At 38.9% G+C, this 24,571-nt stretch carries 21 protein-coding genes; 12 read left to right on the top strand and 9 right to left on the bottom strand.

The genetic code is table 11. The annotated features are described in order from the left end of the window. The 9 genes from LLF28_05130 to LLF28_05090 form a co-directional block, all read left to right on the top strand. Positions 1–448, top strand: a 448-nt coding sequence (locus LLF28_05130) for a hypothetical protein (protein MCE5194829.1), incomplete at its 5' end; no start/stop codon positions are given. A 55-nt stretch (positions 449–503) separates the two neighbouring features. Continuing rightward, positions 504–2,702 (top strand): CO dehydrogenase/CO-methylating acetyl-CoA synthase complex subunit beta, encoded by a 2,199-nt coding sequence (gene cdhC / locus LLF28_05125; GenBank protein MCE5194828.1) that lies wholly within the window; start codon positions 504–506, stop codon positions 2,700–2,702. A 13-nt stretch (positions 2,703–2,715) separates the two neighbouring features. Beyond that, complete coding sequence (gene cooS / locus LLF28_05120; GenBank protein ID MCE5194827.1) at positions 2,716–4,701, top strand: anaerobic carbon-monoxide dehydrogenase catalytic subunit; 1,986 nt, start codon at positions 2,716–2,718, stop codon at positions 4,699–4,701. Between the two features lie 86 nt (positions 4,702–4,787). After that, entirely contained in the window at positions 4,788–5,633 is an 846-nt protein-coding gene (locus tag LLF28_05115) for a sulfide/dihydroorotate dehydrogenase-like FAD/NAD-binding protein (GenBank protein MCE5194826.1), read from the top strand. Between the two features lie 18 nt (positions 5,634–5,651). Then, positions 5,652–7,055: an NADPH-dependent glutamate synthase gene (gene gltA, locus LLF28_05110; protein MCE5194825.1), complete on the top strand. Its 1,404-nt coding sequence runs from the start codon at positions 5,652–5,654 to the stop codon at positions 7,053–7,055. Positions 7,056–7,105: 50 nt separating this feature from the next. Beyond that, a complete protein-coding gene (locus tag LLF28_05105) occupies positions 7,106–7,852 on the top strand; it encodes a segregation/condensation protein A (GenBank protein MCE5194824.1) in 747 nt (248 codons plus the stop codon). Positions 7,853–7,954: 102 nt separating this feature from the next. Beyond that, entirely contained in the window at positions 7,955–9,004 is a 1,050-nt protein-coding gene (locus tag LLF28_05100; protein MCE5194823.1) for an N-acetylmuramoyl-L-alanine amidase, read from the top strand. After that, positions 8,988–10,004 carry a rod shape-determining protein gene (locus tag LLF28_05095; GenBank protein MCE5194822.1) on the top strand — a complete coding sequence of 339 codons (1,017 nt, stop codon included), beginning with the start codon at positions 8,988–8,990 and terminating at the stop codon, positions 10,002–10,004. Before LLF28_05100 ends, LLF28_05095 begins: the two co-directional genes overlap by 17 nt. Before the next feature lie 29 nt (positions 10,005–10,033). Further along, positions 10,034–11,353 carry an SPOR domain-containing protein gene (locus LLF28_05090; protein ID MCE5194821.1) on the top strand — a complete coding sequence of 440 codons (1,320 nt, stop codon included), beginning with the start codon at positions 10,034–10,036 and terminating at the stop codon, positions 11,351–11,353. A 20-nt stretch (positions 11,354–11,373) separates the two neighbouring features. Here LLF28_05090 and LLF28_05085 read toward each other — a convergent pair whose 3' ends face one another. From LLF28_05085 to LLF28_05055, 7 genes are all read right to left on the bottom strand, one after another. Then, positions 11,374–11,967 carry a MarC family protein gene (locus LLF28_05085; protein ID MCE5194820.1) on the bottom strand — a complete coding sequence of 198 codons (594 nt, stop codon included), beginning with the start codon at positions 11,965–11,967 and terminating at the stop codon, positions 11,374–11,376. An 11-nt stretch (positions 11,968–11,978) separates the two neighbouring features. Beyond that, the gene (locus LLF28_05080; GenBank protein ID MCE5194819.1) at positions 11,979–13,685 is read right to left on the bottom strand and encodes a DnaJ domain-containing protein; all 1,707 of its coding nucleotides are present in this window, start codon (positions 13,683–13,685) and stop codon (positions 11,979–11,981) included. Positions 13,686–13,778: 93 nt separating this feature from the next. After that, the gene (locus LLF28_05075) at positions 13,779–14,075 is read right to left on the bottom strand and encodes a hypothetical protein (protein ID MCE5194818.1); all 297 of its coding nucleotides are present in this window, start codon (positions 14,073–14,075) and stop codon (positions 13,779–13,781) included. Beyond that, on the bottom strand, positions 14,075–15,640 hold the full coding sequence (locus LLF28_05070) for a (Fe-S)-binding protein (GenBank protein ID MCE5194817.1): 1,566 nt from the start codon (positions 15,638–15,640) through the stop codon (positions 14,075–14,077). Before LLF28_05070 ends, LLF28_05075 begins: the two co-directional genes overlap by 1 nt. After that, entirely contained in the window at positions 15,628–16,443 is an 816-nt protein-coding gene (locus tag LLF28_05065) for a respiratory nitrate reductase subunit gamma (GenBank protein ID MCE5194816.1), read from the bottom strand. The genes LLF28_05070 and LLF28_05065 overlap by 13 nt, the downstream gene beginning before the upstream one ends. 75 nt (positions 16,444–16,518) lie before the next feature. Further along, positions 16,519–16,854 carry a TusE/DsrC/DsvC family sulfur relay protein gene (locus LLF28_05060; GenBank protein ID MCE5194815.1) on the bottom strand — a complete coding sequence of 112 codons (336 nt, stop codon included), beginning with the start codon at positions 16,852–16,854 and terminating at the stop codon, positions 16,519–16,521. Between the two features lie 112 nt (positions 16,855–16,966). Next, entirely contained in the window at positions 16,967–17,449 is a 483-nt protein-coding gene (locus LLF28_05055; GenBank protein MCE5194814.1) for an adenosine-specific kinase, read from the bottom strand. Between the two features lie 88 nt (positions 17,450–17,537). Here LLF28_05055 and LLF28_05050 point away from each other — a divergent pair, with 88 nt between their 5' ends. From LLF28_05050 to LLF28_05040, 3 genes are read left to right on the top strand one after another with little or no spacing between them, the layout of a single operon-like run. Then, positions 17,538–18,113, top strand: coding sequence for a DUF4390 domain-containing protein (locus LLF28_05050; GenBank protein MCE5194813.1), 576 nt, complete (start codon positions 17,538–17,540; stop codon positions 18,111–18,113). Beyond that, the gene (locus LLF28_05045; protein MCE5194812.1) at positions 18,110–20,155 is read left to right on the top strand and encodes a PAS domain-containing protein; all 2,046 of its coding nucleotides are present in this window, start codon (positions 18,110–18,112) and stop codon (positions 20,153–20,155) included. Before LLF28_05050 ends, LLF28_05045 begins: the two co-directional genes overlap by 4 nt. Positions 20,156–20,170: 15 nt before the next feature. Further along, positions 20,171–21,523: a sigma-54 dependent transcriptional regulator gene (locus LLF28_05040; GenBank protein MCE5194811.1), complete on the top strand. Its 1,353-nt coding sequence runs from the start codon at positions 20,171–20,173 to the stop codon at positions 21,521–21,523. Between the two features lie 3 nt (positions 21,524–21,526). Here the strand turns inward: LLF28_05040 and pyk are convergent, their stop codons facing one another. Beyond that, complete coding sequence (gene pyk, locus LLF28_05035) at positions 21,527–22,942, bottom strand: pyruvate kinase (GenBank protein ID MCE5194810.1); 1,416 nt, start codon at positions 22,940–22,942, stop codon at positions 21,527–21,529. A gap of 44 nt (positions 22,943–22,986) precedes the next feature. Continuing rightward, on the bottom strand, positions 22,987–24,540 hold the full coding sequence (gene nadB / locus LLF28_05030) for an L-aspartate oxidase (GenBank protein MCE5194809.1): 1,554 nt from the start codon (positions 24,538–24,540) through the stop codon (positions 22,987–22,989). Positions 24,541–24,571: the final 31 nt, after the last annotated feature.

Raw genomic sequence — 24,571 nt, 5'->3', positions numbered from 1 at the left:
GAAATGGAAAAACATCGCCTTGTTCACTTTAAGACAGAACGTATATACAGATCCTCAGGTGCCGATGCAGGTTGAACAAAAGATATATAAGATCGGAGAGCCTACGACAGATTCGCCTCTGGCGATCACGACAAATTTCTCTCTCACATATTTTATTGTCTCTGGAGAGATCGAAAACAGCAAAACCCCAAGCTGGCTGGCTGTAATGGATTGCGAAGGATTATCTGTCTTGACTGCATGGGCAGCAGGAAAGTTCACTGCCTCAAAAATAGCTCAATTCATCAAGGACAGCGGCGTAGAAAACATGGTCAAACACCGTGAACTGATAATCCCAGGATACGTTGCTATATTGAGCGGTGCAATCGAGGAAAAACTCGAAGGCTGGAAAGTTACCGTTGGTCCCAGAGAGGCAAACGCACTTCCGGCTTTCTTTAAAGCAAGAAACTAGTTAAAAGCTAAATTTTTTAAAAATAACCGTTTGATTAAAAAACGAGGAGGTCAGGATGTCCAAGCTAATTGCATCTGCAGCCATTAGAGGCGCTAACAAACTTGTTAAGCAGGCTGAAGAGATGCTTGAAAAAGTTACTGCTGAAAAAGGCAAGGATTATGTTTTTGAGTTCCCGGACACTGCATTTTATCTGCCTATGATATATGCGATGACCGCATTTCCTGTGAAAACACTTGCAGATATGAAAGTTGCGCTAGGCATGGCAAAAGATATGCTTCATGACGAACCTGATGAAAAACTCTGGAAACCGTATCTTGGAGAAGCGCTTGATTCAGGAATGGCAACATTGTTTGCAGAGGAGATACTGCTTGCTCTTCGCTATATAAAAGGACTTGAACCTGTAAAAGATGCGGAAACAGGGTTTGTCTATAATGGTTTTATCACTGACACAATACAGCGCAATTTAGGAATACAGCTGGTTGACGGGACAATGCCAGGCTTTGCCGCGATAATCGGCGCTGCGCCGACAGATGATATAGCTGTAAATATAGTAAGAGAACTACAGGAAAAAAACATCCTCACATTTCTTTCAGGCCAGTCTAATGGGAACAGCGTAACAAAACAGCTACTAAGAAAAGGAGTTGAGCTTGGCTGGGATACAAGAATTGTTCCATTAGGTCCTGACACCGAACACACACTTTATGCCTTAGACTGGGCAATCAGAGCATCATTAATTTTCGGCGGCAAAAAGCCCGGTGATTTTAAAGAACATCTGAAATATCAAAAAGACAGAGTATTTGCCTTTGCAATTGTGCTTGGTCCTCTGGATGACATCAAATGGTCAACAGGCGCAGGCGCAATCAATATGGGATTCCCTGCAGTAGGCGATACAGATATTCCTGTAATCCACCCAACAGGCGTTTGTATATATGAAGAAGTTGATAAAGAACTTGATCACAGCAAGATAGTCCAGAGAGCTATCGAAATGAGAGGACTGAAAATCACAGTTGAGAAACCTCCTATACCTGTTGCTTATGGACCTGCATTTGAAGGAGAGAGAATAAGAAAAGAAGATATGTTCATCGAGTTCGGAGGACAGAGAACACCGGCTTTTGAATGGGTAAGAATGAAGGAACTCAATGAGATCGAGGATAACAAGGTGATAGTTATCGGTGAAAACTGGCAGGAAAGATATGAAAAAGGCGGACAGATGCCTATCGGTATTGTTATAGATGTTGCCGGCAGAAAAATGCAGAAAGACTTTGAGTCTGTCATGGAAAGAAAGATTCACTCAAACATTAACGAAGCGCAAGGCATATGGCATATGGGACAGCGCGACATTAACTGGATAAGAATAAGCACAGCGGCAAAGAAGCTGGGTTTTACTCTCGAACATCTGGGAGTATTGAATGCAACAATGACACACCATAGATTTAAGTCAATTGTTGATAAAGTGCAGGTAACGATCTATGTTGATGAAAAGGATGTGATCAAAGTCCAGGATGAAGCAAGAAAGGCATATAAAGAAAGAGATCTCAGACTGGGTTCATTAACAGACGAAGCAGTTGATACATTCTATTCCTGTCTGCTCTGTCAGTCATTCGCACCAAGCCACGTTTGTGTTATAAGCCCTGAAAGGCTTGGACTCTGCGGCGCATACAACTGGCTTGACGGCAAGGCAGCATTCGAGATAGACCCTACAGGCGGAAATCAGCCTATACCAAAAGGCACAATGCTAGATAAGAGATACGGAAGATATTCAGGGATTGATGAGTATCTCAAGAAAGCGTCAGGCGGAGCTGTAGAAACACTCAATCTATACACAATCATGTCTAACCCAATGACATCATGCGGATGTTTTGAGTGCATAATCGCGATAATACCCGAGGCAAACGGCATTATGCTTGTTCAAAGAGGCCACACAGGAATGACTCCGGCAGGAATGAAATTCTCAACACTCGCTGGAAGCGTAGGAGGCGGCACACAAAACCCAGGGTTTATGGGCGTTGGAAGAAATTTCATCATAAGCAAAAAGTTCCTGTACGGTGACGGCGGCATAAAGAGAATTGTATGGATGACAAAAAATCTAAAGGAAAGTCTCAAGGAGCAGTTCAATCAAAGAGCAGCAGAGGAAGGCATCCCTGACCTGCTCGACAAAATTGCTGATGAAACCATTTGTGAGGATTCAGAGAAACTTCTCGAACATCTCGCAAAGACCGGACATCCGGCGCTTGAGATGGAACCGATTTTATAAAATGGAGGGAAAAATGGATAAGAAAACTAGAAGCGCTAATCCTTCAGCAGAAAAAATAATCGAGTGGGGGAAAGCAAATAATATAGAAACATGTTTTGACCGGGCAGAAAAACTTAAACCCTGCCCCATCGGTCATATAGGAGCATGTTGCAAACACTGTCATATGGGTCCATGCAGACTAACAGGCAAAAACGCAGAGGAGGAAGCTCGAGGCGTATGCGGAGCAACACTCTCTACAGTTACAGCTAGAAATCTTTTAAGAATGATTGCAGCAGGAACAGCTGCACACTCTGATCACGCAAGAGGAATGGTGTTAGCTCTTCTTGCCGTTGCAACAGGAGAAACAAAAGATTTCAAGATTACTGATGTTAGAAAATTATATAAGGTCGCTGGAATTCTTGAAATAGAATTCGAAGGAAGACCTGTAAATGACGTTGCAAAAGACATTGCACTGAAACTGCTTGAGGATTTCGGCAGACAGACAGGAGAGATAAATTATTTAAAACGTGCGCCGAAAAAGACACAGGAAAGATGGAAGAAATGGGGTGTTGTGCCAAGAGGGATAGACAGAGAGGTCTGCGAAACAATGCATCGGACTGCAATAGGCGTTGACCATGATCCAGACCATCTCCTGCTTCAGGGATTGAGGACATCCCTTGCTGACGGCTGGGCAGGCTCAATGATATCAACTGACATCACAGACATCCTCTTCGGAACACCGCAGCCTGTAAAAGCAGAGGCAAGTTTCGGGATTTTCAAGGAAGATGAGGTAAATCTCATCGTGCACGGACATGAACCATTGCTGGCTGAAACCATCGTTGATATCTCATCAGAACCTGAGATGATATCTTATGCAAAATCCAAGGGCGCAAAAGGCATCAACATCGGAGGCATGTGCTGCACAGCAAATGAAGTTCTGATGAGACACGGAATACCCACAGCAGGCGGATTCACAAACCAAGAGCTTGGTATCATGACAGGTCTTGTTGATGCAATGACCGTTGATGTCCAGTGCATAATGCCTGCAATCACTGAACTTGCGAAAAAATTTCATACAAAGGTTATCACAACTTCTGAAAAGGCAAAGATTCAGGGGGCAATGCATATTGAATTCAATGAACATAAGGCGAAAGAAATAGCAAGAGAGATAATTAAGCTGGCAGCAGACAATTTTCCTAACAGAAAAAAAACTGGAAGCCACATATCAGAAAAGTTCCCTGTTATAGCAGGGTTCTCGCATGAATATATAGAGTATATGCAGGGAGGCAGATGGAGGGGATCATTCAGGCCGCTGAACGATGCTATTACCGCAGGAAGAATACGCGGCGTAGTCGGTCTTGCCGGATGCGACAACCCGAGAGTTCCTTCAACAGGACTCCACAGATTCCTTGCTACAGAACTGATAAAAAATGATGTGCTTATAGTATCAACAGGCTGCGGTTCAGCTGCCTGCGGTACAGCAGGGTATCTCACACCTGAGATGGCTCTGGAAAATGCAGGACCGGGATTGCGCGAGGTATGCGAGGCAATAGGGATCCCTCCGATACTTCACTTAGGTTCATGCGTTGATAATTCACGGATACTCACAATTGCAAGCGCAATGGCTGAAGAAGGCGGACTCTCAGACGAGATCGGCGGAATGCCGGCAGTCGGAATTGCGCCAGAGTGGATGTCTGAAAAAGCGATTGCAATTGGATGCTATTTCGCAGCATCAGGCGTTCCTGTCATATTCGGCGGAAGTTCACCTGTCGAGGCAAGCAAAGAAGTAACTAAAATAATGACTGATGTATGGTTCGAGAGATTTAAGGGTGCGCTCCACTTTGAGCCGAATCCCGAGAAAGTACTCTCTATGGCTCTTGAATACATTGACAATGCAAGAACAGCGCTTAAATTAAAAAAGTATGAGCGTGGGCAGTTCGGCACAGAAAAAGTGCTTATGGATATGGCTGCAAGACGTGAACTTGAGAAATCAGCAAAACCTCATATGGGAATATACTAACAATAGATACATAAGAATTAAACAGCGCCATTTTTAAGCAGGTGCTGTTTAATTCTTAAACCAATTGGATATCAAAATAAACAATTATGGCTAAGATTTTAGAAAAAAAAATAATCCGCAATCCTGATGTATTCTATTTCAAAATAGATGCCCCTCTTATTTCTAAGAAGGCACAGCCCGGACAGTTTGTTATTCTGCGCATTCATGACAAGGGTGAGAGAATACCGATATCACTTGCTGATATAAATCCTGATGAAGGAACAATAAGTCTTATTGTCATGGCAGTAGGAAAAACAACAACCGAGATGTCCATGCTGAAAGCCGGTGATAATATTCTCGATCTCTGCGGTCCGCTTGGCCAGCCGACACACATAGAAAAAATCGGAAAAGTCATTCTTGTAGGTGGAGGTTTTGGAGTTGCTCCTCTGTACCCGATCGGACGGGCATTCAAGGCAGCAGGAAATCATGTAGTAACAATAATGGGCGCAAGAAGCAATGACCTGCTTATTTACGAAGAGGAAATGAATATGGTAAGCGATAAAGTCATCATAACTACTGATGACGGAAGCAAAGGGATCAAGGGATTTGTAACAAAAGCACTTGAGCAGGAGTTAGTGGAAAATGGAGCAGAGCTTGTTGTAACAGTCGGCCCTGCAGTAATGATGCGTTCTGTCTGCAAAACAACAGAACCATTTAGTACAAAGACTATTGTCAGTCTTAACTCAATAATGATTGACGGCACAGGAATGTGCGGAGGATGCAGGGTGTATGTTAAAGGCGAGACAAAATTTGCATGTGTTGACGGCCCTGATTTTGACGGACATTTAGTCGACTGGGATGTTCTTATGAGCAGACAAAAAACATACATTGATAAAGAGAAAGAATCATTTGATGAATGGAAAAAGCGACATGCAGGAGTACTCTCTGAATAGAGGATAGAAAGTCAAAATATGGCTGAACCAAAAAAAATCATACCTAAAAAAAATCCAATGCCTGAACAGAACCCTATGGAAAGGGCAAAAAAATTCACAGAGGTTGCTCTCGGATATCAGGAAGAAACCGCATTAAAAGAAGCAGAGCGATGCCTTCAATGTAAAGTTCCAAAATGTATTGAGGGATGCCCTGTAAGCGTTCCGATTCCCAGATTCATAAAGGCTATTACAGAAAAAGATTATAAAAAAGCATTCGACATTATAAGAGAGGTTAATGTCCTGCCTGCAGTGTGCGGAAGAGTCTGCCCTCAAGAAAGCCAGTGTGAAAAATACTGTACTCTGACAAAAAAGTTCGAGTCAGTCGCAATCGGAAGGCTTGAGAGATTTGCAGCGGACTGGGTAATAAAAAACGGTCTTACTGAAATCCCTGTGTCAGCTCCTCCAACAGGCAAAAAAATAGCGGTTGTGGGAAGCGGACCATCCGGGCTTACATGTGCCTTTGATCTGGCAAAATCAGGACATAAGGTTACGATATTCGAGGCATTGCATGAGCCCGGGGGAGTGCTTATATACGGTATCCCTGAGTTCAGACTTCCTAAAAACATTGTTGCTAAAGAAATCGACACTCTGAAAAAAATGGGTGTTGAGATTACAACAAATGCTGTAGTAGGAAAATTAATGACTGTCGATGAGCTGATGCATGAATTTGATGCATGTTTCATCGGGACAGGCGCTGGACTTCCAAGATTTATGGGCATTGATGGTGAAAACCTAAATGGAGTCTATTCGGCAAATGAATTTCTCACGCGCGCAAATCTTATGAGGGCGTATAATTTCCCTGAGTATGACACTCCGATAAAAATCGGCGAGAGAGTTGCTGTTGTCGGAGGCGGAAATGTTGCCATGGATTCTGTAAGAACTGCAAAAAGACTTGGGGCAAAAGAGGCGATCATAATTTATCGGCGTTCCGAAGAAGAAATGCCTGCGAGACTAGAAGAAGTACACCATGCAAAAGAAGAAGGCATAAGATTCGAGATGCTTACTAATCCAGTGAGAATAATCGGAGAAAATGGCTGGGTCAAGGCAATAGAATGCATCAAAATGGATTTGAGCGAACCTGATGAGTCGGGCAGGAGAAAACCTGTTCAGAAAAAAGGATCTGAATTCCAGATACCAATTGATATTGTGATAATGGCTGTAGGAACAAGTGTTAATCCTCTTGTTCCAAGAAGCACAAAAGACCTTAAGCTTACAAAATGGGGATATATCATAGTTGATGAGACAACAGGAAAAACAAGCAGAGAGGGAATTTATGCTGGCGGTGATATTGTCACCGGCTCTGCTACAGTCATATCCGCAATGGGCGCAGGAAGAAAAGCTGCAAAAGCTATCAACGAATACCTCAGCAAAAAAAGCAAATAGTCATGCTTATCTGTTAGAATATCTGCAAATCAAACTTAAGAACCTGACCTGTGGAAGAAGAATATAAAATAAAAATACCTGTTTTCGAAGGTCCTCTTGATCTCCTGCTTCATCTTATCAAAGAGAACAAGCTCGACATTTATGACATACCAATCTCGCTCATAACCGGTCAGTATCTTAAATACATAGAGATAATGAAAGAGCTCAACCTTGAAATTGCCGGAGAATTCCTTGTCATAGCGGCAACGCTTATTCATATTAAATCAAGGATGATGCTGCCTCCTGATGAAGAAACTCCTCCTGAGGAACAGGAAGATCCAAGACTTGAACTTGTGCAGAGGCTGCTTGAATATCAAACCTACAAAGAAGCTGCTCTGGGGCTTAAGGAAAAGGAAGATGATTGGGCAAAGGTATTTCAAAGAGAACCTGCTGCAATAGAAGAAGAACCAGAAGGAATAGAACCAGAACTCTGCCTTTTTGATATAAATCTTTTTGATCTCTTAGGAGCTTTTAAAAAAATAATAGACAAAGCTCCGACTGAACTTAAGGAGATAACAAGGGAAACTCTCACTGTAAAAGATAAGATATCGTTGATTATCGATATACTGGAAAACAAAGAGACTATAAGGTTCGAGGAACTTTTTCAGGAAGACAGGACAAGACCTCAGCTTATAGTCACATTCATGGCATTACTGGAAATTATACGATTAGGTCTTGCCAGAGTGTATCAGGAAAAAGACTTTGGGAATATATGGGTAATCAATCCTCAGAAAAAAGAAGCAGAGAGTCCAGCCTAAAATAATATCAATGTTATTTCTGAAAAACGCAAAGGAATAGAAATCAGCCCTGAAATCTATTTGAATTAATTAGAACAAATTGTTAAAGTTATTCTATAAGTTATGCTGTCAATTTTCTTAAAAATATGGCAGATACGTGCTAAGCAGAGTATCCTGCGAGGTGTCTATCAAGACAACCTAAGGATAATCAGCAAGAACAATTATACTGTCCCGTCAAGAATATTTTTCAGACTGAAAAAAACTTTTTTATTTTCTATCGTACTTTTCGGAATAATTCTAGGTCAGGGGAATTATCTTGATATTCCATTTTTTTCTGAGAAAGAGCTTATTACAACAGCAAATTTAATTACACAGAATCCAGTTGCTCGGAATGCAGAAAAACCATTAGAGGCAAATCTGTCAGAATACACAAACTTCATAGACACAAAACAAACACCAATCAGCCGCATTTTCGGCCTGGGCGTGAAAAAAATAATGATTGATCCAGGTCATGGCGGCAATGACCCAGGTACCATTGGCAGACTTGGTGCAAAAGAAAAAGAGATTACACTTGATATAGCCAAAAGACTAAAAGACAGACTTAAAAAACATAAAAATTTAATTGTGATCATGACAAGAGAAAATGATACAACTATGCCCCTAAGCAAAAGAGTAGAAATGGCCCGCACGGAAAGAGCTGATTTATTCATATCCGTACATCTTAATTATCTACCGTTCAAACCCATAAATATCATAGAGACATATTATTTCGGTCCTTCCAGCGATATAAAAACATTAAAACTTGCAGAGCAGGAAAATGCAGGTTCGCAGTTTGCAATCAGTGAATTCAAACAGCTCATTGAAAAAATAGGTTATACATTAAAACTAGAGGAATCCAGAAAACTGGCGACATCAATTCAAAAAAGTTTATACTTCAACAGTAAAAAAAATAACAGCACTATTCATAATTTCGGAGTAAAGAGAGCGCCATTTGTTGTTCTGGTCGGAGTTGATGTGCCTTCTGTTTTAGCAGAGGTTTCATGCCTTAGCAATAAAGAAGAAGAAATCCAACTTAATAATGAAATGCACAGAGATAATATTGCTCGTTATCTGGAAGCAGGTATTCTCGAATATCTAAAAAAAGGAGAACTGAATTATGAAGCAAAAAGATGAAAACACACTATATGCAGGAATCGATCTTGGAACATCCAGGAGTTCAATCTCATCAAGTAACGGTTCAAGAGAATGGATAGAGAGCTATGTTGGCTGGCCTAAAGACTTTATTGCTGCTCAGGTTATAGGCAAATCAGTTCTTTTCGGTTCAGATGCTCTCCAGAACAGACTGTCTCTTGATCTGTGCAGGCCTCTTGAGCATGGCGTGATCAAAGAAGGCATAGAGAAAAATGAAGAGGCAGTAAAGGAAATTATTAAGCATCTTATAGAACTTGCAAAACCAGCTTCTGGACAGAAGATACATGCAGTTGTAGGAGTGCCGGCAGACACATTGAAGGTTAATAAATTATCAATCAGGAAAGCGGTTGCAGGGTTTGCCCAATCCCTTATGGTTGTATCAGAACCTTTTGCAGTGGCATATGGATTAAGTCTCCTTAATAACGCTCTTGTGATAGACATTGGCGCCGGTACAACTGATTTCTGCATTATGCATGGCACTGTTCCTTCTGAAGAAGATCAAAAGACAATACTCTTTGCAGGCGATTATATCGATGAACAACTGTTCAATTACCTGAATGAAAAATATCCCAATTCAAAATTTAACAAAAATATGGTACGCCAGTTCAAGGAAAAATACAGTTTTGTTAAAAAAATTCCTAACGAAATAAAAGTGGATATCCCTGTTGACGGCAAACCTGTAATCCACGACATAACTAATGAAATAAAACGCTCATGCGAAAGCATCATGCCTGCTATAATAGATACAACAATCGAATTGATAGCAAAATTTGACCCTGAATTTCAGGCAAAGATTAAAAACAACATTGTCCTTGCGGGCGGAGGAAGTCTTATTAAGGGGATTCGTGAATATCTTCAGGACGCACTCAAAGATTACAGGGAATGCAGAGTTACAACTGTTCAAGACCCATTATTTGCCGGTTCAAATGGAGCATTGAAACTTGCAGAAGATATGCCTGCAAAATACTGGGAACCTTTATAAAAATCGATAGTCGCATTGGAGAGAGATAAGTGGCCAGGGAAACCATACTAGTAATAGACAATGACAAAGAGGCTATAAGACAGATTGCATCCATATTGGAGTCTGAGGAATATCTCGTATTTACTGCTCCTAATGCTGACGTAGGTATAGAAGTAGCTGAAAGAGTCAATCCGCGGTTGATTTTCGTAAACCCGATTATTGAAGGTTCAAGCGGACTTGAGCTCTGCACAAAAATACACAGCACTGAAAATCTCAACAGTGTGCCTATAATAGTTCTTTCTGCATTCGAAGGGGCAAATGATCCGCGCTATACATCTCTTTACGGTATAGTAGGAAGCATTAAAAAACCGATTAACGATGATGAATTATTAAAAAAGACAACAAGCGCTCTCACACCGCAAGCTGCTAGTCCTGCTCCTGTTTATTCTTCTACATCCGCATCTACTGCTGAGATCCATGAAAATACAAAATTTTCTGCTGATAAGACAGATATAATCAAACCAGAAAAAAACAAAGAAGAGCTTACAGATACCGTTGTTCTAAAACCTGTTAATGCTGAAGAAACCAAAGCAAAGACTGATTTTAAGAAAATAATAAGCGAAAGTCCTTATGACACAAATGTTGGTTATCAGAGGACTTATACTCTTAAAACAAACATCAGGAGGAGAAGTATGGTAGGCAAATTTATAAAATTCATTTTTTTAATAATAGTACTTGTTGTTATAGCCGGAGGTGGGTTTATTCTTTACAACAAGGGCATGCTTAAAGGAGAAAAGATTGAAGGATTTATTTCATCAATGACATCTCTTGTAATGCCGTCAAAAGATCAGCCTCAAAAGAAACCTTCTCTTCCTGTTCAGCAAACAGCCAAGACACCTCAACAAAACACTCCCCCTATTGTTCCTGCAACCACAGAGCCTGTTAAATCTTTACCGGGTTCAATTACACAGGCTACAACTCAATCTGTTCCCCAGCAAACAAAACCTGTAACGCCAATAGCTCCTGCGGCAACTCAACCTGCGCCTGCTGCTGTTCAAAAAATACCTGTTCCAGCAGCAACAACTTCTCCAACTTTCCAACAGCCTGCAAAAACTGAGACCAAACAAACAAGTACAGCCCCATATCACGTTCAGATAGGTGCATTCAAAAATAATGATAACGCAGATGCGCTCACAAAAAAACTCAAGGAAAAAGGTTATGAGGCATTTACAAAACAAGGAACACTAAAAAACAAAGAAACGATATACAGAGTTCTGATAGGAAATTTTGAAACACAAAAAGAAGCTTCCAAGACAGCAAAAAAGGTTAGCACAAAAGAAAAAATAAAAGCAGTTATCTATAAAGACTGATTTTTTAAATTTTATTTTCTCTAATAAGATTTAATAATATTTACTATTCCGATACGTATCATCATTACTGCAATTGATGCAAGGAGTATAGCCATTATCTTTGATATTGCAGCAATTCCCCCTTTGCCGAATATTTTCAATATCCTTTCTGCTTTTATAAAAGAAAAATAAACAATAACGAAATTTAACAGCAGGGATACAATTGTCGGCAGCGCTCCATAATGATCCACAAGAACCAGTATTGTTGTAAGTACAGCAGGGCCAACGATTAATGGCACTCCTATAGGAACTACTCCCATGTAACCGCTGAATTTTCTATTATCTTCACTATGTTTGACAATATCCAAAATAGCAAAGACAAGCAGGACAAGTCCGCCGGCGATCTTAAAATCATCAGAAGTTATTCCAAGAATTCTGAATATTATTTCACCTATAGCAACAAAGATGAGACTAACTGCAAGTGCTGTAAAAATAGATTCTCTGACCACCTTTACTCTTTTATCACCTGATATCCCGTCTGTAATAGAGATAAAAAGAGGAAGAACAACAAAAATATCAATAGCAACAAAAATTGGTATAAATGTGTTTATTAATGCACTCAAGAAATTATTCATAAAAACTCCTCTTAGTTTCCTGCATCCATTTCCTCAGCTTTTCTTAGTCCTTCAACAGCTCTTGCGTTCGAAGGGTTTATCCTTAATGCCTTTTCAAAATTAGTCTTTGCCCGTTTAGGAAAATTCAGCAAAAGAAATACATATCCAAGTTCTGTTAAATATTCATGGTTCTGAGGTGATTTTTCTGAAGCTCTTGAAATAGCTCTTTCAGCCTCTTTATGCCTTCCCATTTTTAGAAGGCAAAGACCATAATAAAAATGATATTCAGGCACCTTGTTATCAAGGTATACTGATTGGCCGAATAACTGAAATGAAACAGAATAATTGCCTTTTCTGAATTCTATTCTGCCTTGCTCAAATTTTACTTTTGCCATCGCGACATTATCTGCCGTTCCTGAATGTTTGTCATCGGAACGCATATCATATTCTGCTTTTTTCTGAGGATTTGCAAGGATTGTGTAGGCTTCAGTTATATAGGTAAAAATCGTATTAAGTTTTTCCTTGAGAGAATCTGATTTAAGATGCAGGTGTTTGTCAGGATGAAATTCCTTTGCAGCTTTATAATATGCTTTTTTTATTTCATTTGAATCCGCCCATTTATTCAATTGAAGAACGCCATAATAGCCTTCACGTTCATAAGAGGAATATATTTTATCGACTTTTTTGAAAAAATTCTCGTCAACGATCTGATCCTGTTCATCTATGACATCACCTGCTGATACGCCAGTATTTATTCCATTATTATTCTTCAACTCAATTATTCTGGCGCTGAGCAAAGCATACAGAGTTCTCAGAACAATAATATCATTGATAGATGATATAGAAATAATCTCTTTTATTGTTCTTTCCCCGTTAACAAGCGAAAAGATTTTTCTTTCAATTCCCTCTATATTCACTTTCTGAAATAAATCGAGAGGATCTTCTGAAAAACCCATCACTGACTCCAGAGAAATCTTTAAGGACTGAAAATGTTTCTGCGGGTTTACGAATCTTTTTACGCCTTGATAGATAATATTTCCAGTACTCAATTTCAAAGAAATAACTTCTTCAAGCGGAAGTGTACCTTCAATAAATTTGAACTCAGCATCATTAAAATTGAAGGTACTGAACACAATTTCTTCTGCCATGCGCCTGACCATTTCAGGAATATCTTTTGAATTTATGCAGCCTAGTTCAACAAGGAGCGCGCCTTCTTTTCTTTTTGATGTCTGAATCTCTGCAATGTAATTTTTATATTGTTCAATATTAATTTTTCGTATTTTAAATAAAAATTCTCCGAGCCGGTCTGCATGAAGATTTGAAGAAGCAAAAATTATATCTCCGTTACTGATATAAATTTTTTTTAGTGTATCTTCTTTCTCGACTTCAAAAGTGCCTGTTACCCCGCATCTCTGCATGCCCAAGAAAATATCTGCGAGGAAATAGTCCTTTAAATTTCCTTTTCTTGGAAACTCGATTCTTTTCAAACCGAGAGCAATGCCAGAATCTGACGGTGCTGTCCACTTAATCTCGCCTTTTGCATAAATAGCAGGGGAATCAATATCTATTTCAACAAGCGATCCTTTCTCTATTGGCGGGCTATTGTAAAGAAATACACCTATACCGTCTAAAGAATAGTCCTTTAATTCACCCTTAACTGTTTTCCCGTTTATCTTCGTACTAAAATCGCTTTTTGATAAATATCTTTTGTAATCTCTTCTGCTGTCTTTCTCACTCATCAGCATATATTATCACACTGTCAAAAGACTCTCAATACAGCACTATTATTACAAGATAAAAAACAGGTGAGCTTTTTTTATATCTGTTGGAAACTAATTTACAGCTATTATCTTTTTTGCACCAATGTAATCATGGCATTTATTACAGAAATTATCAGGATGTTGATGACATACAAAGCATTCCTGAGTTTTATATTTTCCTGAATTAAGTTCATCCATATGTCTCGCCATCCAAATTTTTTTTGGATTGTGATAATCAGGGGCTGACAGACCCTTAGATATTTCGAGCCCCAGAGGTCCCTTTCCTCCAATAGCTGGTTTTTCAACGATCTCGCAGGAAGCTAATAAGGATAAAACCGTAAAAGACAAAATAATTCTCAAAACACTCATCACAAGCCTTCCTTTTCTCCCAATACAATTGCCCTGTTAACCAGCTGATGAACACCGCCAACCTCTTCCATATTATAGCCATATATTGGGAATATGCCTGTGAACTGAGCCTTGCAAATAGCGCAAATTAGAGCAAGAAAATTAACATTGTGCTTATCTTTTACTAACTTTATCGCCTGCATTCTTGGCATTGAACCTTTTACTCTAATAGGAAGCATATCATCGCCAAGGAGCCCCTGACCTGCGCCGCAGCAGAATGTTCTTTCTTTAATCGTATCTTTTGGCATCTCAATAAATTTATTAACGCAAGCTTTTATAATCTGTCTTGGTATTTCATATGGTCCATTCTTTGTTCCGCCCATTTCAGAGCCTCTTGCAATCTGGCATGAATCATGGTAAGTAACGATAAAATTATCGTTCATGGTTTTATCAATTTTTATTGCTTTTCTCTTTATAAGGTCAAGAGTGAATTCACATATATGCTGGGGTATCGGATATCTATTATCCAGCCAGTCAAACTTTCCCCACATTGTATTGCTATATGAAGAAAGAACCCGCCACATATGCCCGCACTCCCCTCCAACAACTCTCTTAACCCTCAATTCTTTCGCCGCATCCCATATTCTTTTGTTTATTATTTTCATATTATTGTAGTTAGAAACAAACGAACCAAAGTTTGAACCTTCTGAGGCATATGTACTGACCGTCCAGCTTATTCCAGCCTGATGAAACACCTTTGCATAGCCGTAAAGAGATTCAATATGCGGAGTTGCAAAAAAATCTGCTGAAGGAGACACAAAAAGCACATCAGCATCTTTTATATCCACTGGAATTTTTATGTCTTTGCCTGTTTGTTCTTTAAGATCTGCTTCGACAAATTCAATGGAATTTTTCAAGGCGGCAGGTATCATGCCGAGATTATTTCCAAAATATTGAGACTTATCCATTATCTCATGAGTATATCTCTGTACAAGTCCGATACTGTTTAATATTTCTCTTGCAGCCATTGTAATCTCTGCTGTGTCAATGCCATAAGGGCAGAAAACAGAGCATCGTCTGCACTCAGAACACTGATAAAAATACGTATACCAAAGCACAAGCATTTCCTCTGTTAGAACTTCCGAAGAAGTCACATGATGGATAAGATTGCCTGCGGGGATAAAATGGTTCATGTAAATTTTTCTCATTAACCCCTGCCTTGCAACAGGCATATTAAGAGGATCGCCCGTCCCAAGATAGAAATGACATTTATCTGTGCACGCACCGCATCTGACACAAATGTCCATGAAAAGCTTAACTGATCTGTACTTATTAAGAACTTCCTTCATCTTCTGCAGAAACTTTTCTCTCCAGTCCGGGACAAGTCCGTCAAGCGGATAACCAAGTCTTTTTAACGCTTCCTTGTTTTTAAATAATTGCGGGAAGTATTTTCTCGATGCATTGGTTTTTAATGGAGGAACTATTATTTTGCCGGACAGTTCAGGAACCTCATAATTCTGTCTTTCCCATTTCATTAACTCTTCTATTTTTTTAACAGGTTTTTCTTCGTCGTTTATCTCTGGCATCTTTTACTCCATTGTTCAACTGACCATGGTTTATATGAATCCGCTTCATTTGCAGAATCTTTAAGTTTCTCAGTCCATTCTTTATCAGCCCATGGATTAATGTGTTTTTTTAATCTTGGATTGTTAATCATCAGTCTTGTTGGCGTGATAAAAACACCTCCTGCATGCATTAATTTGCTGAAAGGAAATATTATTAAGATAAGAAGCACAAAACATAAATGAAGGATAAAAAACCATCCAACTGTCTCGGGCAAGCGGATAGGACTCAGCGCATTTATATGCAGAATAAAATCTTTGATATCCACCAAGACAGGTCTTGCAACAAATTTCATTATCAAGCCGGTCAAGCCTATTGAAAACAAAACCAAAAGATAAAAATAATCTATTGGTTTTGATATATAACGCATCCTGTCAATCGCAATTTTTCTTATAATCAGATAGAGAATTGACAACATAAAAATGAATACTGTATAAATTCTAAGGCTGGAGAAGAAGAGAACCCATGCAGGAACAGGATAAAAAAAATATCTTAGATGACCCAGGACTGTCATTAAAAGCAAGAGATGGAATAAATAACTGCCCAGCCACAGCCCTTTTTCACCCTTGCCAAGGCTTGTGAAAAAAATAATTTCACTGCTTGCCCTGATAAAGGTACCGACAGCATTTGTAGGCGCTGCTCCCGATGGAATTTTTAAGGGATTCGGGCTTCTAAGCCAGTAAATAAAATGCCAAACAATACCAACTGCAAAAATTAAGACTGCAGCATATATTATTGCTGGTAGTATAAATAAAAACGTCGGCATATTCAGCCCCTTAAAACATAAGGCAATGCTTTTTGCATTGCCTTATGTTTATCTACTTATAATTATACCTTAGATTTATACACAGCCTGTGGGTTTTGGAAGGCCTGCATATTTACATGCCTGTCTTGCAGGACCGCCAGGGAATAATTCATACAGATATTTTGTATTCCCTTTTTCAGGGCCAAGAACCTTGCCGACTTCCCTTGCAAGAATCTTTATCATAGGAGCAATCTGGTATTGTTTGTAATAGTTTCTGAGAAAATCTATTACCTCCCAGTGCGCTGGTGTAAGCTTGACGCCATCGAGCACTGCCAGATGTTCAGCAAGTTCTTTATTCCATTCTTCGAGATTTACAATATAGCCATCATCGTCAATCTCAAATTGCTTTCCCTTAAACTCAAGCATCGGCATATCGAAATCCTCCTTGTGTATTTAGCTCAGCATTAACTTCTCAGTTATATACCATTACTTTAGATGCTAATACATTTTCACATTCCCGGTCAAATAATTTTTTCTGATGAAACTATAATTTATACCCTATTTTCCGCAGGAATTCCTTTCTTTCTGTCTTGTCTTCTTGTGTTTCTGTCCCTTTGGGTGCAAAGCCATCCACAACACCGAGTATTCCGTTTCCTTGCAGCATATTCGCTATCACAACCTCTACGGGATTTGATGTTGCGCAGAAAATTCTGCATATTTCAGGACAGTTTTTTATCTGGTTAAGAACATTTATAGGATAGGCATCTTTCAGGAGAATACAAAAAACATGACCTGATCCAAGAGCCTGAATATTTGCAACACAAACATCAATCAAATGATTGTCATTCCCTTCTGTTCTTATAAGGCATGGACCTGATGCTTCGCTAAATGCAATCCCGAATTTTGCCTTTGGGACTGTTGTAACTAATATTTCGTAAAGGTCCTCTGCTGTCTTGATAAAATGAGTCTGTCCCAGTATGAGATTGCATCCCTCTGGAATATTGAGTTTAATGCTTCTTATTTCCATAAAATCCCCCTTTATGCTGCTGACTAATAGCTATAATCAGTATGTTATAATTAAAAATAAATTTTTCATAGGAGACATCAAGCTTAAATTGACTACAAGAAAAAGCAATCATGTTTTTGTTCTGTTATTTCTTTTTGCCTCTATTATGCTCACACCGCTGTTTTCTGAATCTGCAGAGATAATTGGACCAGAGACAACTGTCATAAACAATGAAATATTTGTTACAACAGGCGTCATATTGGATGAGATACATGTTGAAGATTTAAAAAACGGAATTTCAAAAGAAATAACCTTTTATATTGATTTATTCAGGGTTTGGAGCATATGGCCCAATGAATTTATTCTAGGGAAAGTCATTGTAAAAACATTAAAATCAGATCCAATAAAAAAAGAATATGTTGCGTCATCCTTTGACGGGATGGTTATAACCGAAAGACGATTTAATAATTTTAATTCAATGCTTAAATGGGCTCTTTCAGTGAATAAGATTAAGCTTACAAACATAAAAGAATTAGATCAAGACGAATATTTCATAAAAATAACTGTTGAATCAAAACTAAGAAGACTGCCTCTGGTTCTGAGTTATCTCTTCTTTTTTGTGCCTGAAAAAGAATTCAAGGTCACAAAAGACTCTCAGAAAATCCAGCTCAGGATTACAAAATGAAGAACGTTAGATATGGAATAACAATCATAGGTATTTTCATTCTAATAATAGCAGCAACTGCGATTGAACTGCACTATATGCGGCTTCAGACCGTCTCCATTATGACCAGGATTCTCCTTGTCATATTATTCAACTTGAATATAATTGCACTGTTAACTTTAATGTTCTACGTAGGCAAAAGCCTTTTAAGGATATACATTGAGCGAAAACAAAAAATTCTCGGCTATAAATTCAAAACAAAAATAGTTGTTGTATTTGTTATTCTCACGTCAATCCCTTCTGCACTTCTCTTTTTTGTTGCAAGCGGTCTTGTTACTAATTACATAGACAAATTGCTCACCCCGCAGTTCAGACAGCCTTTTGTAAGCACAATTGAAGTGGCAAAAACATTATACGACATGGAAAAGCAGAGAACTCTGGATTTTGCAAAAACAGCAGTTGAAGGCAGCAGAATATCTCCTCAGTACAAGGTTACACACCTGAATAAACTGCCTGATAACCCTTCAGAGACTGTCAAATTCGCATTTAATGGGAAGGAGGGAACTGAGGTCATTTCAAGTGAAAACGGGGATATAATAAGAGCAGTTGTTCCTGACAAATCATCTGTAAAAACACCCGGGGTCATTGTAGTAGAGACTCATCTGCCCAAGAGCATTTCTGCAAATGTAGAAAAGATAAAAGAAGCCTATGAAGATTATCTGAAGCTTGAATCATGGAAAGTGCCGCTGAAGATGAACTACATGATGATATTAACTTTTTTCACTCTGATCATTGTGTTCATGTCCCTATGGGTTGCACTGAGGATATCAAGAGGAATAACAGACCCCATACAAAAACTTGCACAGGCAACAGAGGAAGTTGCATCAGGCAATCTGAATTTTGCTTTAAAAATGCAACGGGAAGATGAGATAGGCCTGCTGATTAATTCATTCAACCACATGGTGACTGAATTAAAAAGCGGCAAAGAAGTTCTTCAAAAAGCACATATGGAATCTGACAGGCGCAGACTCTGGATGGAAAATATTCTTGCTAATATCAATTCTGGCGTTCTGTTTCTGGATATATCCGGGAAAATTCTCACAATCAACAGCGCTGCCTACTCAATCCTTAATCTTAATCGGGAAGACGTCATAGGCAAAACCTACAAAGAATTAATGCAGAAGATTAAATCAGATGAACTCCATGCACTAATAAGGGGAATTATTATAAAAGACCTCAGCGGTGTTGAAAAAAACGTAAAGGTAACAACATCAGAAAAAAATCTTACCTTGAGGGTTTTTGTCACCACATTAAGGGATATAACTCATACGCCCATAGGACTCCTCGCTGTTTTTGATGATATTACAGACATTATAAGGGCTCAACAGAACCTTATATGGGAAGAGGCTGCAAGAAGAATAGCGCACGAGATAAAAAATCCCTTAACGCCCATAAAACTATCAGCAGAGAGAATGCAAAAAAAATGGGAACAGAAAGATAAAAACTTTGGCCAGATATTCGAGCATGCTACAAAGGCGATAGTTAAAGAAGTAGACAGCCTTAAAAAACTTGTTGATGATTTCTCAACTTTAGGCAAAATGCCTGAGATTAAAAAAACACCAATAAATATTGTCAGCATTATAGATGAAATTATTGAATTATATAAAGGTTATAAAGAATTTAGCATAAAGACAACAATACCTGATAAAATGATACTGGTAGAGCTTGATGGAGAACAGTTTAAAAGAGTTTTGATCAATATTGTTGATAATGCATTTCAGGCAATGGGGTACAGCGGCAATATAGAAATTAAAGTGTATAAAGATGATTCTGCTAACAAATTGTTGATTGATATTGCTGATGACGGTCCTGGAATAACAGAAGAAGATAAGGAAAAAATATTCAAACCTTACTTCTCTACAAAAAAAGGCGGAACAGGGCTTGGTCTTGCTATTGCAAATAAAATAATAGCAGAGCACAAGGGGTATATAAGAGTGAAAGATAATAATCCTAATGGAGCTGTGTTTACTATATCAATACCAATAAAGTCGTATGACTTATAAAAAAGGAGCAGCGGATTGCCAAAACCATTAGTTCTTATTGTTGATGATGAAGAAGGGATAAGGGACAGCCTTTCGGGAATATTCGAAGACGAAGGCTATGAGACAATTACTGCGAATTCAGCAGAAGATGCGCTGGAAATTTTAAAAAATTCATCTCCAGATTTAGACCTGATACTTCTTGATGTCTGGCTACCCGGTATAGACGGTATTCAGGCGCTTGATGAGATAAAGGTAAAATGGCCTGAAATCCCTGTAGTCATGATATCAGGGCATGGGAATATAGAAGTTGCAGTTAAAGCAACAAAGATTGGGGCTTATGATTTTCTGGAAAAACCTCTTTCACTAGAACGAGTGTTACTCGTGTCCAACAGGGCACTTGAAAGACGCAATCTCGAAATTGAGAACATAACACTCAAAAAAAATCTCACAAAAAAATGGGTCTTGATTGGCGAATCTGCAGAAATAGCCGATATCAAAAAACAGATAGACATGGCATCGCAAAGCAGCAGCAGAGTCTTGATAACAGGCGAGAGCGGAACCGGTAAAGAGGTTGTTGCAAGACTCCTGCATGAAAAAAGTCCTCGTGCAGACAAACCTTTTATCGAGGTTAACTGTGCAGCTATACCACAGGAACTTATTGAAAGCGAGCTTTTCGGCCATGAAAAAGGCTCATTCACAGGGGCATTTGAACAGAAAAAAGGAAAGTTCGAACTCGCTGATAATGGCACATTGTTCCTAGATGAGATAGGGGACATGTCTCTTCAGACCCAGTCAAAAGTTCTTCGCGTTATCGAGACTCAGGAATTTCAGAGAGTCGGAGGAAGCAAAAAAATAAATGTAGATGTATGGATAATCGCAGCAACAAATAAAAATCTAAAAGAAGAAGTAAAAAAAGGCAACTTTAGAGAAGATCTGTTTTTCAGGCTTAATGTTATACCTTTCGAAATTCCTCCGCTTAGAGAAAGGAAACAGGACATCCCTTTTATTATTAATTATTTTCTTGAGAGTATCAGTACAGAGTACGGTAAACCTTTGAAAAAAATTGACATCGAAGGAATAAAGACGCTTGTTGATTATGACTGGCCGGGCAATGTAAGAGAATTAAGAAATCTAATCGAAAGATTTTTTATAATGACACCCTCCAATATAATAACAAGCAAAGATATGTTCATACCAGGTAAGCTTGAAAGCGCAGAATACCTTAATTATAAAAAACTAAAAGATGCAAGAGATGCATTTGAAAAAGATTATATTACCAAGAAACTCGAAGAAAATAGCTGGAACATATCAAAGACAGCAGACATACTTGATATAGAAAGAAGCAACCTCCACCGCAAGATAAAACAGTATGAAATAAAGACGCCCTGACCACTAGCCTGTTATAGTGTGCAGCTTCATCAAATTTGTTTTTCCGCGCGTAAGCAGAGGCGAACTTGCAGTTATAACAATATTGTCGCCTTTTCTGGCAAAATTATTTTTAATAAGCGACTGTTCGACAGCCTTTATCATCTCATCAGTATTTGAGAGATACCTTATGAGCACAGGATAAACACCCCAGTAAAGAATCATCCTGCGCTTAATATTTATATGCGGCGTAAAGGCAATTATCGGAACATTAGGCCTGAATTTTGACATTAGCCTGCCGGTAAAACCCGATTGTGTGAAGGCAATTATAGCCTTGGCCTTTATATCCTCCGCTGCCCTGCATGAAGAATCTGCAACCGCTCCGGAAAAATCAGATGTGGTTATGCGAGATTCAAATCTGTTATTTGCTGTATTTATCTCAGTGTATCTTATAATCCTGTCCATCATTTTCAAAGCATCTATCGGATATTTTCCAGCCGCTGTTTCTGCTGAAAGCATTAAAGCGTCAGTGCCGTCTATCACAGCATTTGCCACATCGGTTGTCTCTGCGCGAGTAGGTCTCCTGTGAGATGTCATTGATTCGAGCATCTGGGTGGCAGTTATTACTATCTTTCCTTTTTCATTAGCCTTATTAATGAGAGCCTTTTGTATCAACGGCACTTCTTCAGAAGAGACTTCTACTCCGAGATCTCCTCTTGCAATCATTATCCCGTCAACTTCATCAAAAATATTATCTATATCCTTTAGAGCTTCAGGCTTTTCGATCTTTGCTATTAAAGACACTGCTTTTATATTTTTTCCAAGCCATTTTTTTACTGTTCTTACATCTTCTGCATTTCTCACAAATGAAAGTGCTACATAATCGACTCCGTTCTTTAGTCCGAATGCAATATCTTTTCTGTCTTTTGAAGTGAATGATGATACTGTCGTCTTCATCCCAGGGAAATTCACGCCTTTTTTATCTTTTAAAACACCACCTTCAATAATCCTTATCTTTACACCGTCTTTTGTTTTAGCGGTAACTACAGACTGGATCAAGCCGTCATCAAAAAGAATTCTGTCGCCAATCCTTGCATCTTTTTTAAGCGCAGGATAAGAAACATAAATATTTTTATCAGTGCTTATCTCTAAACCGCTGTGTAGTAAAATCTCAGCGCCTTTTTTTAACTGAACAGAACCGTCAGAAACAAGCCCTACTCTTATCTTTATCCCCTGGAGGTCTTGAAGTATTGCAACAGTCTTATTCAGTTTTTTTGATTCTTCCATAATCATCTTGATTGCTTTTTTATGGAACTTATAATTCCCGTGCGAGAAATTAAGACGGGCAACATCCATACCATGTTTGATAAAAGAATTGATCGTGTCACTGTCCGCAGAAGCAGGCCCTATTGTGCAGATTATCTTTGATTTTCTGTAATTCATAAACTTATTGTAGCAGTGAAAAAGAATAAATTGAATGGTTATATTTAAATTTTATTTTTTGCCCATGTTATATGTTTCTGCCAGCCATTAACTTTATCACTAAAGTCAGACCTGTAGTGTGCACCGACACTTCCGTTTCTGAGCAGTGAAGCCTCTGTAATTAAAAGTGCGGATGTAAGCATGTTCTTTAACTCAAGCTCACGTCTTGTGTAAAAAGTCTTGTCCAGTATAAATCTCCATTCAGAAAGTTTCTTCTTCGCCTCATCAAGAGATTTTTTGCATCTTATTATGCCAACCTTTTCCCACATGTATTTTCTGAGTGTTATTCTTATCTCATCATGCCCTGGGATAGTATGATATGCCATGGCATATTTTGCTGTCTGCTCTTTTACTGCATCAAGTTTTTCTGAAATATCAGACGATGCGCATGCTGATTTACCGGCGCGTGCACCATAAACAAGTCCCTCAAGAAGGCTGTTGCTTGCAAGTCTGTTTGCTCCATGAACGCCTGTGCATGCAACTTCCCCGGCTGCATAAAGCCTATGCATATTAGTCATGCCATTTAAATCAGTCTTTATCCCTCCCATTATGTAATGGGCAGCAGGAGAAACAGGTATTAATTCCTGCGTTATATCAAGGTTGTACTGTATGCATGTCGAGTAAACTTTAGGAAATCTGTTTTTTACAAAATCTTTTTCAAGATGAGTCATGTCGAGAAAAACATTACTGCTCTTTGTCTTTACCATTTCGGAGACGATTGCACGAGATACAATATCCCTTGGTGCAAGTTCTGCGTCAGGATGATAATTCTTCATAAAAAGTTCTTTATTTATATTTCTCAATATGCCGCCTTCTCCTCTTATCGACTCAGTGAGAAGAAAACTCGGAGCATACGGCGAATAAAGACTCGTAGGGTGAAATTGAACAAATTCTATATCCTCAAGCACTGCACCTGCCCGATAAGCTATTGCCATTCCATCGCCTGTTGCAACCAAAGGATTTGTTGTTCTTAAATATATCTGTCCTGCTCCGCCAGTGCAGAGTATAGTTGACTTCGCAATAATAGCAACCATTTTTCTGTCTTTAAGAACATAAGCGCCAAAACATTCGCCGTTTAATGCAATCAAATCTACAGTAAAAGAAAAGGGATATTTTTTAACTGACGGGAATGACCGAACTTTATTAAGAAGCACACGCTCAAGCTCTTTGCCTGTAGAATCCCCATGCGAATGCAAAACTCTTCTTCTTGAATGAGCAGCCTCCATTGTAAAATCAAGCTTTGTCCCAGCCTTATCAAACTCAACTCCCCATGAAATAAGTTCGTTAATTCTTTCAGGCCCTTCTTCAACAAGAATTTTCACTGCGTCTTCATTGCAAAGGCCGTCTCCTGCTTTCAGTGTATCTTCAAAATGAATTCCGACTTCATCTTCATCGCTTAATGCAACAGCAATTCCGCCCTGAGCGTATTCAGTGCTGCTCTCTGTCGGCATGTCCTTTGTAACAATCAACACATTGCCATAAGAAGCAAGTTCGATAGCTGCTCTAAGACCAGCCACACCGCTCCCGATAATAAGATGATCAACAATCTCTATATCCACAAATCCTCCGAGCTATTTCTCACTAACACCT

Source organism: Nitrospiraceae bacterium, assembly GCA_021373015.1.
In the GTDB taxonomy this organism is placed as follows: Bacteria; Nitrospirota; Thermodesulfovibrionia; order Thermodesulfovibrionales; family UBA1546; genus JAJFTJ01.
Note: the sequence above shows the minus strand (reverse complement) of the source record. Positions and strands in the feature narration are given on the sequence as shown.

Bases quoted from the DNA above. Each gene is read 5' to 3' on its own strand.
- gltA (MCE5194825.1), top strand. From the start codon at position 5,652: ATGGCTGAACCAAAAAAAATCATACCTAAAAAAAATCCAATGCCTGAA.
- LLF28_05085 (MCE5194820.1), bottom strand. From the start codon at position 11,967: ATGAATAATTTCTTGAGTGCATTAATAAACACATTTATACCAATTTTT.
- LLF28_05115 (MCE5194826.1), top strand. From the start codon at position 4,788: ATGGCTAAGATTTTAGAAAAAAAAATAATCCGCAATCCTGATGTATTC.
- LLF28_05060 (MCE5194815.1), bottom strand. From the start codon at position 16,854: ATGCCGATGCTTGAGTTTAAGGGAAAGCAATTTGAGATTGACGATGAT.
- LLF28_05055 (MCE5194814.1), bottom strand. From the start codon at position 17,449: ATGGAAATAAGAAGCATTAAACTCAATATTCCAGAGGGATGCAATCTC.
- cdhC (MCE5194828.1), top strand. From the start codon at position 504: ATGTCCAAGCTAATTGCATCTGCAGCCATTAGAGGCGCTAACAAACTT.
- LLF28_05065 (MCE5194816.1), bottom strand. From the start codon at position 16,443: ATGCCGACGTTTTTATTTATACTACCAGCAATAATATATGCTGCAGTC.
- cooS (MCE5194827.1), top strand. From the start codon at position 2,716: ATGGATAAGAAAACTAGAAGCGCTAATCCTTCAGCAGAAAAAATAATC.
- LLF28_05095 (MCE5194822.1), top strand. From the start codon at position 8,988: ATGAAGCAAAAAGATGAAAACACACTATATGCAGGAATCGATCTTGGA.
- pyk (MCE5194810.1), bottom strand. From the start codon at position 22,942: ATGAATTACAGAAAATCAAAGATAATCTGCACAATAGGGCCTGCTTCT.
- LLF28_05080 (MCE5194819.1), bottom strand. From the start codon at position 13,685: ATGAGTGAGAAAGACAGCAGAAGAGATTACAAAAGATATTTATCAAAA.
- LLF28_05045 (MCE5194812.1), top strand. From the start codon at position 18,110: ATGAAGAACGTTAGATATGGAATAACAATCATAGGTATTTTCATTCTA.
- LLF28_05070 (MCE5194817.1), bottom strand. From the start codon at position 15,640: ATGCCAGAGATAAACGACGAAGAAAAACCTGTTAAAAAAATAGAAGAG.
- LLF28_05100 (MCE5194823.1), top strand. From the start codon at position 7,955: ATGCTGTCAATTTTCTTAAAAATATGGCAGATACGTGCTAAGCAGAGT.
- LLF28_05075 (MCE5194818.1), bottom strand. From the start codon at position 14,075: ATGAGTGTTTTGAGAATTATTTTGTCTTTTACGGTTTTATCCTTATTA.